This window comes from Micromonospora sp. NPDC005220 (assembly GCF_040607895.1).
Lineage (GTDB): Bacteria > Actinomycetota > Actinomycetes > Mycobacteriales > Micromonosporaceae > Micromonospora.
This window is the reverse complement of record NZ_JBEXHP010000135.1, coordinates 1-13,454: the sequence shown is the minus strand read 5'-3', so window position 1 is coordinate 13,454 and position 13,454 is coordinate 1. Positions and strand designations below refer to the sequence as shown.

The window sequence follows — 13,454 nt, the reverse complement described above, 5'->3', positions numbered from 1 at the left end:
GTTGTTGCCCCGACACGCCGTGGACGGTGGCAACAACTTCATGATCACCGAGGTCGGGGTAGGGGCTGGAGGGACCGTCCTTGGCCGGACCAGCCGAGCCCGAGGTGGGCGACGCCCGCCGGTGACCCGTCGGCGCGCGGAGTTCGCGCTGCCGGATCGTGGCGGGGCGTCGCCGGCCCTCGGCCTCAGGGCTTGGACTGGTGGAGCAGCCAGCGCAGGATGGTGGTGTCCTCGTAGGTCGGTCCGAACGCCGCGTGGTAGTCCGGCAACGAGAACGCGGCGTCCGGGTACTCGGTGTAGCGCACCAGGTCGGCGGCCTGCTCGGGTGTCTTGCCCGATCGGTGGTCGGCGCGGGTGTCCGGCGCATCGGTGGCGGGCCCGGCGCTGTCAATAGCCCGCGCTCAACAGGCCCGCAGAATGCGCCTTTGAGAGCGTGACCCGCTCGGCCGGCCCCGCGAGAGCACTGCAACAAACCTGCAAGCGCCAGCTATTGCCTTCAGGGAAACCGCTTTCCTACGATTGCGTTACATCGATGTTTCATTTAACGGCCGGGCGAGTGGTGTCCCCAGTGGCACCCCACCCGCACCACACATCCCTGCTTCTGCCAGGGCACCCGAGACCTCGATGAAATCCTTGCGATTGACTGTCGACAATTTCTGAATGACGCGTGTCGGCAGCTGCGGTCGCGATGTCCGTCGAGGTGGAGCCTGGGCCGGGACGAATGCGAAGGTGAGGCGACATGAGACGACCAGTCGGGTTGCGAGGTCAGGCGGTGCTGGCCACGGCGGCCGTGGTGATCGCGGTCGGGGTGGCCCTGCCGACCCCGCAGGCGTCGGCCGCGGTCGGCAGCGCCACCGGCTACGCCACCCAGAACGGCGGGACCACCGGCGGCGCGGGCGGGCAGACGGTGCGGGCCACCACGGGCACGGCGATCCACGCGGCGCTGTGCGGTCGGACCAGCAGCAGCACTCCGATCACCATCGAGGTCAGCGGGACCATCAACCACGGCAACACCAGCAAGGTGTCGGGGTCGAGCTGCAACACCGCGGCGGGCGTGATCGAGCTCAAGCAGATCAGCAACGTCACCATCATCGGGGTCGGCGGCGGCGCCGTCTTCGACCAGCTCGGCATCCACATCCGCGATTCCAGCAACATCATCATCCAGAACGTGACAGTGCGGAACGTCAAGAAGTCGGGCTCGCCCACCTCCAACGGTGGGGACGCCATCGGCATGGAGAGCACGGTCCGCAACGTCTGGGTCGATCACGTCACCCTGGAGGCATCCGGTGGGGAGTCGGAGGGGTACGACGGCCTCTTCGACATGAAGGACAACACCCAGTACGTGACGCTCTCCTACAGCGTCCTGCGCAACTCCGGTCGCGGCGGCCTCGTCGGGTCCAGTGAGAGCGACCTGTCGAACGGCTTCATCACGTACCACCACAACCTCTACGAGAACATCGACTCCCGGACGCCGCTGCTGCGGGGTGGTGTCGCCCACATCTACAACAACCACTACGTGAGCCTGCACGAGTCCGGTATCAACTCCCGGGCGGGGGCCAGGGCCAAAGTGGAGAACAACTACTTCCGCGACTCGAAGGACGTCCTGGGCACCTTCTACACCAACGAGCGTGGCTACTGGCAGGTCGGCGGCAACGTCTTCGACAACGTGACCTGGTCCAGCGCCGGCAGCGAGAACTACCCGGCCGGACCCAACCCGACTTCCAACACCACGGTCAGCATTCCGTACCCGTACAGCCTGGACGGGGCGAGCTGCGTGCCGGACATCGTCCGTCAGACGGTCGGCGCCAACACGGGCCTGAGGGTGTCGAACGGCAGTTGCTCGCCGCAGACGCCTCCGCCCACCACGCCGCCGCCGACCACACCTCCTCCCACGACCCCGCCGCCCACGACGCCGCCGCCCACCGGCGGGACCAACCTCAGCCTCGGTGCCGGTGCCGACGGCTCCAGCAAGGCCAGCGGGACCAGCTACGGCAACGTGCGCGACGGCAACCTGAGCACCTACTGGTCGCCGGCCGGTTCAACCGGCACGATCTCGATCAAGTGGGGCTCCGCGACGCAGGTGTCCCGGGTGGTGATCCGCGAACCGTCCGGCACCCAGGGCTCCATCGGGTCCTGGCAGCTGATCAACAACGACAACGGCGCCGTCCTGGCCGCCGGCAACGGGGCCGGTTCGATCACCTTCTCGGCGACCGCGATGAGCAAGATCAACTTCAAGATCAACAGCTCCGGCGGTACGCCACGCGTCGGCGAGTTCGAGACGTACGCCAGCTAGACGAGTAAGTCCTCATCCTGGCTGGTGCTGCGCGCGCAGCGGAGTCGTCGCCGACCTGTCGGACCGGCGGGCGGTGGCCAGGCCGGTTACCGTCGGGTCACCTTCGTCGGGACGGACGCGGTGGTGAGCGGTATGCCTCAGAGGTATGAATATGCCTCTGAGGCATACCGCTTCTTGGCGCATCGACGTGAGCGGGTCAGCCGGGCGCGTCCGTCAGGAATCCGTGGACGGCAGGGTGTCCATGAAGGAGCTGACCGAGAAGACCGCTCGCCCCGGCCCGGCGGGGCCGTAGCCGGGCGGACTGGACAACCGGTGCGCGTCCATGGTCGCCCGGTAGACCTCCAGCAGACGGACGTGGTATTCGAGCGGCGCACCCTGCGGGTTCGTTCGGCCGAGCGGTGTGGTGGGCTCCGGACACCAGGTGGTGAACCGGGGCGTGATCCCCCGGGACATGAAGTAGTCGAGCCCCTCGGCGGTGGAGGCGATCGCCTCGTCGACGCTCGTGAAACCGTGCGGGGCGGCCATCTCGACGCCCGCCACGAAGTTCGGAATCACATTGCGCGGGCCGAACACCTCGGCGGAGTCGAGGATCCGCCGGTGCCACTCCTCCCGACCGACGTACCGCTCCTTGCCCGGGCAGTACAACTCGAACAACCGCTTGTCCCACACCTCGTAGTTGGGGTGGTAGATGCGGATCCCGTAGTCGTGGAACCGCTGCACATCGGCTCGGGGCAGCGCCTGGGCCACGACCTTGCCGATCCACCGTCCCGGGAACCGCTCCTCGATCGCCTGCGCGTACCGCCCGTAGAAGTCGGCCTCGGCCAGCCCGTTGACCTGCGAGGTGATGCTGCCACCGGTGAGCGTGTAGGCCTGCGACGCGCGGTCGGTGTCGTGCTGGTTGATGATCTCCAGGGCCTCGAGGACCTCGTCGACGGGCTTGACCCCGGTGTACGGGCGGCCGGCCTGCTTGTGCTGCCGCCAGTTGTGGTTGATGTCGCAGTACTGGCACTCCTCCTTGGCGCCGAAGTACTGGCAGACCCGGAACGCGGTGAGGTAGATGAGGTAGCCCCACTGGATCGTCGGGGCGACCTCCATCACCGACTTGCCGTTGGCGAGCGTGTGGCGGTAGTACGCCGGCATCGGGGGCAGCCCGACATCGGCGATCGGCCGTCCGTCCAGGAACAGGCGCAGTCGACCGTCGCTGTCGGTGCCGACGCGGTACGGCGAGCTGGGGTTGGTGCGGACCGACACGACGGTCCGACGAAGCTCGTACGGACCCCCGGTGAGCACGATCTCCTCCGGTGGCCGGCGCAGCGCGGCCGTCCCCAGCTCCGGCAGGGTCCGGTGATCGAAGGAGAAGATGAAGTACGACTTCGGCTTGACGTCGCCGTGCTCGTTGTCGGTCAGTGCCGCGTCGTCGAAGGCGAGCCCGCCCCGCAGCAGGTCCTCCTTGAGGACCGCCTCCCGCGGCACGTGTGGGAAACGGCCCATCAACTCTTCGACGAGGTCGGTGCGCGACGTCATGCGGTTCCTCCCGAACGTGGTACGCCGAACCGGGTGGCGGGTGCCACCCGGTGCCGACTGATCAGCCCTGCTTGGTCTCCCAGAAGATCTTCGAGATCCTCTCGATCTTGGCGAGGAGCTGCTCGGCGACCGCCGGGTCCGCGGCGCCCTTCGCGCCGCCGGCACCTGCCAGCTTGGTCGCCTCGTTGAAGAGCCCGTGCAGCTGGGGGTACTTCTCGAAGTGCGGCGCCTTGAAGTAGTCGGTCCAGAGCACCCAGAGGTGGTGCTTGACCAGCTCGGCCCGCTGTTCCTTGATGACCAGCGCCCGGGTGCGGAACTCCGGGTCGTCGCTGGCCTGGTACTTCTCGGAGATCGCCTTGACCGATTCGGCCTCGATCCGGGCCTGGGCCGGGTCGTAGACGCCGCAGGGCAGGTCGCAGTGGGCGCTCGCGACGGTATGCGGGCGGAGCAGGCGGGACAGGAACATCAGGATCCCTTCGACGGTGGCGCTCGGGTGACGTACGTCCGGACGCGGTGGCCCTGACGTGATCATCTAGGGACGCTAGAACTTCAACCGCGCTTCATGTCAATACCGAGTCGATCACGAGGCCTGCTTCCGGACGAGGGTCAGCAGGGCGGCGTGCGTCCGCTCGTCGGCGGCCACGACGAGACCATTCCCACCGGTGTGCAGCGGTTCGCCGTCGAGCGCGGTGACCACGCAACCGGCCGCCTGGCAGAGGGCGATTCCGGCCGCGAAGTGGACGCTGCGGCCCAGGTCGTGGCGGTCCGTCAGGTAGGCGGCGCGCCGACCGGCGGCGACCCACGCCACGGCCAGGCTGGTGGAGACCACCCGTGGGTGGAACTGGTCGATGAAGTCCTCGTCGGCGAGCATCCGGGCGGCCAGGAAGACGTCCCGGCTGGGAAATGGTGGGTCGAGGTTGACGTCGACCAGCTTCGACTCGGCCGACGGGACCAGTCGCTCGTCCGTGCCGGCGCAGCGGACGTACGCGGCACTGCCGTCGGTCCAGAACACCTCACCGCTGAACGGGTCCGCCGACGCGGCCACGGCGCTGCCGGTCCCGGTGTGCAGCGCGACGTTGACCGAGACCAGCATGGTGCGGGCGGCGTAGTTCAACGTGCCGCAGAGCGGGTCGACCAGCCAGGTGCGTCCGTTCTCGCCCGTGCCGGTGCGTCCGCTCTCCTCGCCCAGCACGGCGTCGTGTGGACGCGCCCCGCGCAGGACGTCGAGGATGGCCTCCTCCGCCTCGATGTCGGCGGTGGTGGCGAAGTCGTCGCCGATCTTCATGAAGCGGGTCAGCGGCGACCCGTATCGAGCGCGGACGACAGCGGCTCCGGCCTCCGCCGCCGCGATGGCCACGGCATGATCTGTTGTCGGCACGGGTCAGTCCGGCAGTTCGGTGATCGGGGTGCCGTCCCCGGGCAGTTCCCCGGCGAGCAACGTCTCGACGTCGGACACCGCCCGACCGGTGTCGAACGCCTGACCGGCCCGGGCCGTCACCGGGCTGCTCGTGTCGCCGCTGGCGGCCTGCGCCACATCGTCCGCACTGTGCCTCCCTCAGTCGCCGGCCCCGATCATCGCTCACCTCAGGTCGGTCGGGCCAGGAAGGGCCATCCGCTGCGATCGTCCGATGCCGTGCCGACGGGCGGATGCGGCGGCGGTAGCTCAGGAAACCGCTGTCTGCACCAGTTCGGTGATCTTCTTCTCCACCGCCGGGCTCCACTGCTGCAACGCGTACGCCACCGGCCAGAGGTCTCCGTCGTCGAGGTTGGCCGGGTCCTGGAAGCCCAGCGTCGAGTACCGGTAGTTGAACTTGCCCGAGTCCTGGAAGAAGACGACGATCTTGCCGTCCTCGTTCGCGTAGGCGGGCATCCCGTACCAGGTCTTCGGCGCCAGGCCCGGGGCGGCGGCGGTCACCGTCACGTGGACGCGCTCAGCGAGCGCGCGGTCCTCCGGCTCCATCTGCGCGATCCGGTCGAGGACCGCCTGCAACCCGTCGGCCTTCTTCGCGCCCTTCTTGCCTTCAGCGCGTAGTTCGGCGGCGCGCTCCTTCATCGCGGCGCGCTCCTCGGCGCTGAAGCCGTCGGATTCGGTGGCGGTGGTCTTCGCGGACATGGTCGGTCTCCCTCTCGTCGTCAGGCTGGGCGTACTGCCAGCTGCCTGGGAAAAGGCTAGGCCGGACGGCGGTCCGGGGCTTCTCGATTCCTGATCGGTGTGGAGCGCTGTCGCGCCCGGATGATCGGTGTCGCGGATGCCGCGTTCGCGGCGCTCGGCCAGGTACCGGACCCGGACGACGCGGCCGACCTCGCCAGGATGCGCGCGGCCGCGACCGAGGCGCTCGGCGCCGCGGCTGGAAAAGATCCACGCCAACCTCGCCGACCGGCTGCAGGAAGCCAGGGAACAGGGCTGGCTGGGCGAGGTCGCCGCGATCGAGACCACCATGGCGGCCGCAGCCCAAAAGCTCAAGGCCATGCACACTGCCCGCGAGGCGCCTGTCCACCTCGGAATGCCGATGTTCGCCTCACCGCCGGTCGATCGAGCTCGCTCGAGACGCGGCGATGAAAGACCCCAGCCGCTCAGGCGCGATCCTCCCACCCTCTCCTGCTTGATGAGCGGATGGCGTAGGCCGGACCAGTTGTTGGAGCCCGATGTTGGTTGGTCACTCGAACAGGCGTCGGTTGGCGCGACTCCACCGGATCCGCTCCGCGACCTCGTCGAGGACGCCGGCTTCCTGCCAGGTGACCTGGGGCTGTCGTCCTTCTGCGGCGAGTTGCCGGGCACGCAGCCACACCTGATGCTGCTGGGCGAAGACTTCGTCAACGAGACCAATGGTCGTCGTCAGCCCATACGCCGCGGCGAATCGTTCCAATCTCCGTAGCCGCTCCGGCGGTGCGGGATGGCGCAACGACTCGACACACACGCGGTCGTCGCGGAACGGTGTCACGTATTCCAAGGCGTAGGCGACGTCGTGGATGGGTGGCGCCGGCCATGCATAGTCCCAGTCCAGGATGCCTACCGGCTGGTAGCCTCGCCACACCAGATTCCATGGTCCAAAGTCACCATGGCAGACCAGATCATCGGTGTCGAAGCTGCCGGCACAGGCGGCCCACCCCGACCCGGCGGTCGGGCGGAAGCCGCGTACGGCATCGTGGTAATCCCGCAGGAGATGTGCCATCGCGACCAGCCCGGCATCTTCGACGACCTTGGCCCACGCGGCGCCACCCGACTCGCCGTCGATGTAGGTGAGAACCTCCCGGCCGTCCGAATCGATACCGAGAAACCGAGGCGCATGCGGGAATCCGACGTCTTCCAGGTGCCGCAACACCTCGTGGATGGTGGGGGACCATGGGTGCATGGGACGGCGCACTGTGTCGCCGATGCGTACGACCTGACGATGCGGCTCGTCCTGGAGCACCTGGTGATCGACCATGCGCAGCCACGATACCGGGGTGGCCGGGTTACACCAGCGCCCATTTCGGGGACCGACGAAGATCGACAGTCTTGACAGCGGAGAACGAGCTGGTACGAAAATGACTGAGATGAACGGGGCAGGTACCGGCCACCTGAGTGAAGAAGATCTGAAGGTTCTCATCGGTGTGGCCGCACACCTCGAACTGATCTTTGTCATCGACGAAGGCCCGCAAGAGGTCATCGACGCACTGCTCACGCGGCTGCGGCGCGACCTGGTGCGACTCAGCCTTGTGGAGACAGACTCGAAGGCCGAACTGCGCGACGCCGTTCGCGGACTCAACATGCGGATGCGGCGCGCGCTCGGAGAGGACCTACCGTCGGAGGACACCGCCTGAGGCAGCACATCGAACTGGCGACATCCGCTCCCGCCCCCGCAAGAGGCTGGGCGGGAGCCGCCGTCGTTATGTCCGAGTTCAGAGAACGCGGGTTCCTGCGCGACGCCGAACTGCTGATCATGGATGAGCCGTCCTCCGCGCCCGACCCCCGCGCCGAGGACGCCGTAGGAACCGGACTGCGGGTGAGTCGTCATGCCGAAGTTGCCAACGGGCCTACCACCCGGGATGTACGCGCTCGAGGTGGCGTACCGCAGCGGTTGTCTCCCGGGCTGGCGGCGCATCAGCGTGTTGCGGAGTCGCCGTCCGATCTGGGCTCCAGCACCACCACTGTGGTTTCCGACGATCGCCGCGCCGCGTGGGCGTCGAAGTTCTTGTCGGCCTCGCGCCAGCGTGGCCACAGCCGCGCCCGCTCGTCGTCGGTGGCGGCCCGACCGCGGACCAGCCGCCGCCCGTCGGGCAGATCGACGGACGCGTCCGGGTGGGTCTGAAGGTTGAGCCACCAGGCGGGGGCGCCCTCGCCCCACCCGTTCATCGCCACCCCGACCAGGTTCGGGCCGTCCTCGAGGTACGCGATGATGACGCTGCGCTGCTGACCGGTGCGGCGACCGGTCGTGGTCAGCCGCAGCGTGCCCCAGCGGTGCTCGCGCGGTCGCCACAGCCCGACCCGGCTGCCGGTGACCCGGTACATGCCGCGGTGCACCGACCAGGCCAGCCGGATGAACCACCGCGGCGGGAGCCACGGTGCCTTCGTCTCCTGAGCATCGGACATGACGACCTCCTCCACCGACCATTGCTGATGGCCCGGCAGGCTGCCGCGTCCGGTAACCCCACTGTGGACCGAGAGCCCAAAGTCTCCCGGCGCGAGCACAGCGCGCGTCCTGATGTCCATGATCCGACCGAGGATCGGACCGATCGGTGGAAGCCCCGACTCAGCGGCAGTCGGGTGAGCTACCGTTGCCAGGCGTCGATGGCGCGTACGCCGTCCCGCACGACCCGGTCCAGGATGGCCGGGTTGCCGCTGGTGCCCTCCCACCCCTCGTCGTCGAAGACTGTCACCGTGCTGTCGACGCGGGCCACGGCGATCTGGCTGGACGCGGTGTGGCCGGCGCGTTCGCCGTTCAGGCTCGTCTCGGGCCAGGTCCGGGTCAGCAGCAACGACTCGCCACCGACCCCGGTCAGCACCTCGCTCGTGACGGTGACGCGGTTTCCGGCCTGGTCGTACGAGGGGCACGCCTGCACGGCGGTGCGGAGACGGTCCAGGTAGGCAGAGGCCCCTGCGCCGTCGAAGGTGAAGATGGTCTGGTGGATCATCCCCTGCGGCACGTTGCTGGACGGCGCGCCGGCCGTCTGGTAGGTGACGGTCATCGCGGCGCTCGCGGTGACCTGCCGGCCGCCGGTGCCGAACTCGTTGCCACACAGCTTCGGCAGGGCCTCCGCGACCGGCGTCGTCCGCCGAGGCGACTTCCGCAGCTCGGCGGGCAACTCGACGAAGGCCGAGGTCGGGATGGTCACCCGGGTGCTCGCGCTCGGAGATGGTGGGTCCGTCGGGGGCGCTGACGCCGACGGGGTCGTCGGTGCGGTGGTCGCCGGGGCTGAGCCGGGCGGATCATCGGTGGTGGTGCAGGCGGCGGCCAGCGCGATGGTGCCGAGCAGCGGGAGCAGCGCGAGCGCGCGTCGCGTACCTGCCGGCGGCAGTGGTGTGTGTCGGCTCATCATCACCCCTCGTCGGTGCCGGGGAAGTGCCCTGCGCCGAGCCGACCGAAACGACCGCCCGGCGGCGCGGAGATCGACCGGGCCACCGGAATTGAGGTGTCGTCACATCGACCGGGCCACTAGGCTGCCCCGCATGACCAGCGTAATCGCTTCGTGCGCCACCGGACTGTCGGGTCACGTCCAGTTCGGTGCGGAGCGACGCCGGCGATCCGTCGCCCGCCCCCGCTGACCTGTTTCCTGCGACCGGCGGATCGAGCCGCCGGTCGTTCGCTGGTCGTCCTCGGTCCGCCCGCATCTCCCCGTCTACGGCTCGCGTGACAGCGCGGGTCCGAGCGAGATCGGCGTACTCATGGATCTTGAAAAGCTGTTGTCCGACCGGCTGGCACCGGCGTTCGCGGCGGTGGCCGGCGGCCCGGTCGACCCGCTCGTGCGGCGGTCTCCGCGCGCGGACTTCCAGTCCGACGCGGCACTGGCGTTGGCCCGGCGGCTCGGCCGCCCGCCGCGGGACATCGCCGCAGCGGTGCTGGCGCACGCGGTGCTCGACGACATCGGCGTGTCGGCCGAGGTTTCCGGGCCGGGTTTCGTCAACCTGACGCTTGCCGACCGGGCGCTGGCCGACCTGGTCGCCGGGCTGGCGGGCGACGCCCGGCTCGGCGTGCCGTCGACGGCGACGCCGCAGACCGTGGTGGTCGACTACTCGGCGCCCAACGTGGCGAAGGAGATGCACGTCGGGCATCTCCGCTCGACCGTCATCGGCGACGCGGCGGCGCGGCTGCTCACCTGGCTCGGGCACCGCGTGGTGCGGGTCAACCATCTGGGTGACTGGGGGACACCGTTCGGCATGCTGATCGAGCACCTCGTCGACCTGGGTGAGGCCGAAGCCGCGCAGAACCTGTCGATGGGGGACCTGGACACCTTCTATCGGGCGGCCCGGGTGAAGTTCGACGCCGACGAGGCGTTCCAGGAACGGTCCCGGCTGCGGGTGGTCGCGTTGCAGGGCGGCGACGAGCGGACCCGGCGGTTGTGGCGGCTGCTGGTGACGCAGTCCGAGCGGTACTTCCTGACCGTGTACGACCTGCTCGACGTGGGGTTGTCCGCTGCCGACTTTCGGGGCGAGAGCGCCTACAACCATCTGCTCGCGGGCGTCGTCGACGACCTGGACCGGCTGGGGCTGCTGCAACCCAGCGGCGGGGCCGACTGCGTCTTCCCGCCCGGGTTCACCGGCCGGGACGGCGAACCGTCGCCGCTGATCGTGCGCAAGAGTGACGGTGGGTACGGCTATCCGGCCACCGACCTGGCCGCGCTGCGGCAGCGCGTCGGTGAGCTGGGCGCGACCCGGCTGCTGTACGTCGTGGGCCTGCCGCAGCGGCAGCACTTCGCGATGGTGTTCGCCGTTGCCGAGGCGGCCGGTTGGCTCCGCCCGCCGGTCCGGGCCGAGCATCTGGGCTTCGGGTCCATCCTCGGCGCCGACGGGCGGATGCTGCGCAGCCGGGCCGGTGAGTCGGTGAAGCTGGTCAGGCTGCTGGAGGAGGCGGTCGCCCGCGCCACCGACCTGGCCCGGAGCAGGAACCCGGAACTGGACGCCGCGGCCGCCGACGAGATCGGCCGCGCGGTGGGCATCGGCGCGATCAAGTACGCGGACCTGTCCGTCGACCGGACCACTGACTACGTCCTGGACTGGGAGCGGATGCTGGCGTTGGACGGCAACACCGCGCCCTACCTCCAGTACGCGTACGCCCGGATCCGGTCGGTGCTGCGGCGGGCCGGGACCGCCGCGCGGGCGGACGCGCCCATCGTCTTCGCGCAGCCGGCGGAGCGGGCGCTCGCGGTCGAGCTGCTCGGCTTCGCCGGGGTGGTCGGCGAGGTGGAGCGGAGCCTCGAACTCCACCAGCTCGCCGGGTACCTGCACCGGCTGGCGACCGCTTTCAACGCGTTCTACGAGCGCTGCCCGGTGTTGCGCGCGTCCGACGAGCTGCGGGAGAGCCGGCTGCTGCTGGCCGAGCTGACCGCCCGGACCCTGCGGCAGGGGCTGGACCTGCTCGGCATCCGAACGCTGGAGCGGATGTGACCGGGCCAGCCTCCCGGCCCGGTCAGCGGGCCCTCTTCGTCGCCCGCTTCCGGGGCGGCGTCAACAGGTCGGCGATCTGCGCGATCGCGGAGGGCACCAGGCGGTAGAACGCCCAGACCCCGCGCTTGTCGCGTTCGAGCAGGCCGGCCTCGGTGAGGATCCGCAGGTGATGACTCACCGTCGGCTGGGAGAGATTGAGCGCCGCGGTGAGGTCACTCACGGACGCCTCACCTTCCGGCGCGGACTGGATCAGGCTGAGCAACCGGAGTCGCGCCGGATCGGCGAAGGCCTTCAGCACCCCCGCTAGCCGCTCGGCATCGGCCCGCTTGATGGGATCGCCGGTGAGCGGCGAGATCGCAGGCATGGCAGTTTTCGCAGTTCCCACGCCTGCCATAGTGACACCAACACCATCAATAAGCCGGCAGAACCGGCACCAGACCTCCGATGGCGTCCGGATGGCGGAACGGAACCACCGAACGTGAGTCGAACGTCGACGTCCGTGCTGGCACGAGGGCCGTGTGGAGCTTCCCGAAGCTCCACACGGCCCTATGGCGATATTGGACGTCAGCGGCGGGGTTTGGGCGCGATGCGGGGCAGGACGTACGGCGGCCCGGCGAAGATCAGGTCGGACTTCAACTCCTGGTACGCCCGCTTGGGCTGGTAGTTCTCGTCGTAGATGGTGGCCAGGCCCTCCGGCGGGTCGTCGAACCAGCCTGGCACCCATGAATGGTTGTCACTGAAACCCCAGACCGTGTACGACAGGCAGCTCCGCACGGCGAGGCACGCCTTCATCAGCACGCTGAAGTTTGCGGCCGACGCCTGTAGCCGGGGGTTGATCTCCTCCGAGTTGCCCGCCTGGACGCCCTCGGTCAGCTGGCTGCGGACGTCGACCTCGGTGAACGCGGTCGCGACGCCGAGCCCGCCGAACTTCTTCAGCGCGGCGGTCACCTGGAGGGTGTCGAAGTTGCCGTACTGGGTGCCCAGGTGACCCTGGGAGCCGACGCCGTCGATCGGGACACCCTGGGCGCGCAGGCTCTTGGTCATGTCGTACACGAACTGGGTCTTGTCGTCCGCCGGGTTGCCGGAGCCGAACGCCTCAATGTTGTAGTCGTTGTAGAACAACAGCGCCTTCGGGTCGGCGGCCCGGGCCCAGCGGAACGCGTCGGCGATGTAGCCGGGCCCGAGGTTCTGTGCCCAGAAACCCTTGTAGTGCAGGGTCGACGGGGTGTCCCACGGGTCGCTGACCGCCTCGTTGACCACGTCCCACTGCCAGATCTTGCCCTTGTAGCGGTTCACCACTGTGGTGATGTGCTTGCGCAGCAGCTCGCGCAGCTCCTGCTTGCTGATGGAGCCGTCGGCGACGCCACTGGTCAGCCAGGCGGGCAGCTGGTTGTGCCAGACCAGCACGTGGCCGCGCACGCTCTGTCGGTTGCGCTTGGCGAATTCCACGAACTGGTCGGCCGGCGCCCAGTTGTAGGTGCCGCGGGTGGGCTCCAGACTCTCCCACTTCATCACGTTCTCGGCGGTGACCGAGGAGAACTCGGACGAGGCCAGCTTGCGGTACTGCGGGTCGCTGGCGTCGTTGAGGGCATCCATGTTCACCGCGGTGCCGACGTGCAGGCCGTGGCGCAGGCCGAGGGTGGCGAGGCTCTGCGTCGTGGGGTCGTACGGCCGGCTCGCGGTGGCCGGCACCGTGTTCAGCGTGGCGACGGTCGCGACGGCGACCAGGCCGACGGTCGACCACTGTCTCAACTTCATGTGCTTCCCTTCCAGTCGATCAATAGATAGATGTCGATCTAGGAGGTGAGAGTCCGGTGTTGGTGGGCGCAGGCGCGGGCAGGGCTGGTGACGCCGGTAGTTCCGGCCGGAAACCGGAAACTTGCTCGAAACGTTAAGCCGATCTATGTCTGGGCGTCAACGCTGAAAACTTCCGGAAATTCATCACATGACCTGCGTGGCGCTGAGCGGCTAGCGGTCGAAACTTTCGGAGGCCGGCGGCGGCGCAGGACCGGCGGCGGCCCGACCCGACCGCGCGGCGCCGTCATCGCGGCG

The 13,454-nt window shown here is 69.0% G+C and carries 13 protein-coding genes; 3 read left to right on the top strand and 10 right to left on the bottom strand.

Translation table 11 applies throughout. The annotated features are described in order from the left end of the window. Positions 1-739: 739 nt before the first annotated feature. On the top strand, positions 740-2,293 hold the full coding sequence (locus ABZU52_RS29040; protein WP_354974136.1) for a polysaccharide lyase family 1 protein: 1,554 nt from the start codon (positions 740-742) through the stop codon (positions 2,291-2,293). Between the two features lie 213 nt (positions 2,294-2,506). Here ABZU52_RS29040 and ABZU52_RS29035 read toward each other — a convergent pair whose 3' ends face one another. The 6 genes from ABZU52_RS29035 to ABZU52_RS29010 form a co-directional block, all read right to left on the bottom strand. Then, the gene (locus tag ABZU52_RS29035) at positions 2,507-3,817 is read right to left on the bottom strand and encodes a radical SAM protein (RefSeq protein ID WP_354974135.1); all 1,311 of its coding nucleotides are present in this window, start codon (positions 3,815-3,817) and stop codon (positions 2,507-2,509) included. A 61-nt stretch (positions 3,818-3,878) separates the two neighbouring features. Next, on the bottom strand, positions 3,879-4,283 hold the full coding sequence (gene sodN / locus ABZU52_RS29030) for a superoxide dismutase, Ni (protein WP_354974138.1): 405 nt from the start codon (positions 4,281-4,283) through the stop codon (positions 3,879-3,881). Positions 4,284-4,397: 114 nt separating this feature from the next. Continuing rightward, positions 4,398-5,195 carry an inositol monophosphatase family protein gene (locus ABZU52_RS29025; protein ID WP_354974134.1) on the bottom strand — a complete coding sequence of 266 codons (798 nt, stop codon included), beginning with the start codon at positions 5,193-5,195 and terminating at the stop codon, positions 4,398-4,400. A 3-nt stretch (positions 5,196-5,198) separates the two neighbouring features. Next, positions 5,199-5,351, bottom strand: a complete 153-nt coding sequence (locus ABZU52_RS29020; protein ID WP_354974133.1) for a hypothetical protein — start codon at positions 5,349-5,351, stop codon at positions 5,199-5,201. Positions 5,352-5,480: 129 nt separating this feature from the next. Then, complete coding sequence (locus ABZU52_RS29015) at positions 5,481-5,930, bottom strand: hypothetical protein (protein ID WP_354974132.1); 450 nt, start codon at positions 5,928-5,930, stop codon at positions 5,481-5,483. 544 nt (positions 5,931-6,474) lie between these two features. Then, entirely contained in the window at positions 6,475-7,245 is a 771-nt protein-coding gene (locus ABZU52_RS29010; RefSeq protein WP_354974131.1) for an aminoglycoside phosphotransferase family protein, read from the bottom strand. A 100-nt stretch (positions 7,246-7,345) separates the two neighbouring features. On the opposite strand from ABZU52_RS29010, the gene ABZU52_RS29005 reads away from it, so the two are divergent. Continuing rightward, a complete protein-coding gene (locus tag ABZU52_RS29005; protein WP_354974130.1) occupies positions 7,346-7,621 on the top strand; it encodes a hypothetical protein in 276 nt (91 codons plus the stop codon). Between the two features lie 280 nt (positions 7,622-7,901). Here ABZU52_RS29005 and ABZU52_RS29000 read toward each other — a convergent pair whose 3' ends face one another. Then, a complete protein-coding gene (locus ABZU52_RS29000) occupies positions 7,902-8,390 on the bottom strand; it encodes a nitroreductase/quinone reductase family protein (protein WP_354974129.1) in 489 nt (162 codons plus the stop codon). A gap of 179 nt (positions 8,391-8,569) precedes the next feature. After that, positions 8,570-9,334, bottom strand: a complete 765-nt coding sequence (locus ABZU52_RS28995) for a hypothetical protein (protein WP_354974128.1) — start codon at positions 9,332-9,334, stop codon at positions 8,570-8,572. A gap of 349 nt (positions 9,335-9,683) precedes the next feature. Here ABZU52_RS28995 and argS point away from each other — a divergent pair, with 349 nt between their 5' ends. Beyond that, positions 9,684-11,402, top strand: coding sequence for an arginine--tRNA ligase (gene argS / locus ABZU52_RS28990; protein ID WP_354974127.1), 1,719 nt, complete (start codon positions 9,684-9,686; stop codon positions 11,400-11,402). Between the two features lie 22 nt (positions 11,403-11,424). Here argS and ABZU52_RS28985 read toward each other — a convergent pair whose 3' ends face one another. Together ABZU52_RS28985 and ABZU52_RS28980 are read right to left on the bottom strand one after the other, a co-directional pair. After that, on the bottom strand, positions 11,425-11,766 hold the full coding sequence (locus tag ABZU52_RS28985; protein ID WP_354974137.1) for a metalloregulator ArsR/SmtB family transcription factor: 342 nt from the start codon (positions 11,764-11,766) through the stop codon (positions 11,425-11,427). Positions 11,767-11,966: 200 nt separating this feature from the next. After that, entirely contained in the window at positions 11,967-13,160 is a 1,194-nt protein-coding gene (locus ABZU52_RS28980) for an endo-1,4-beta-xylanase (RefSeq protein WP_354974126.1), read from the bottom strand. Positions 13,161-13,454 lie beyond the last annotated feature (294 nt).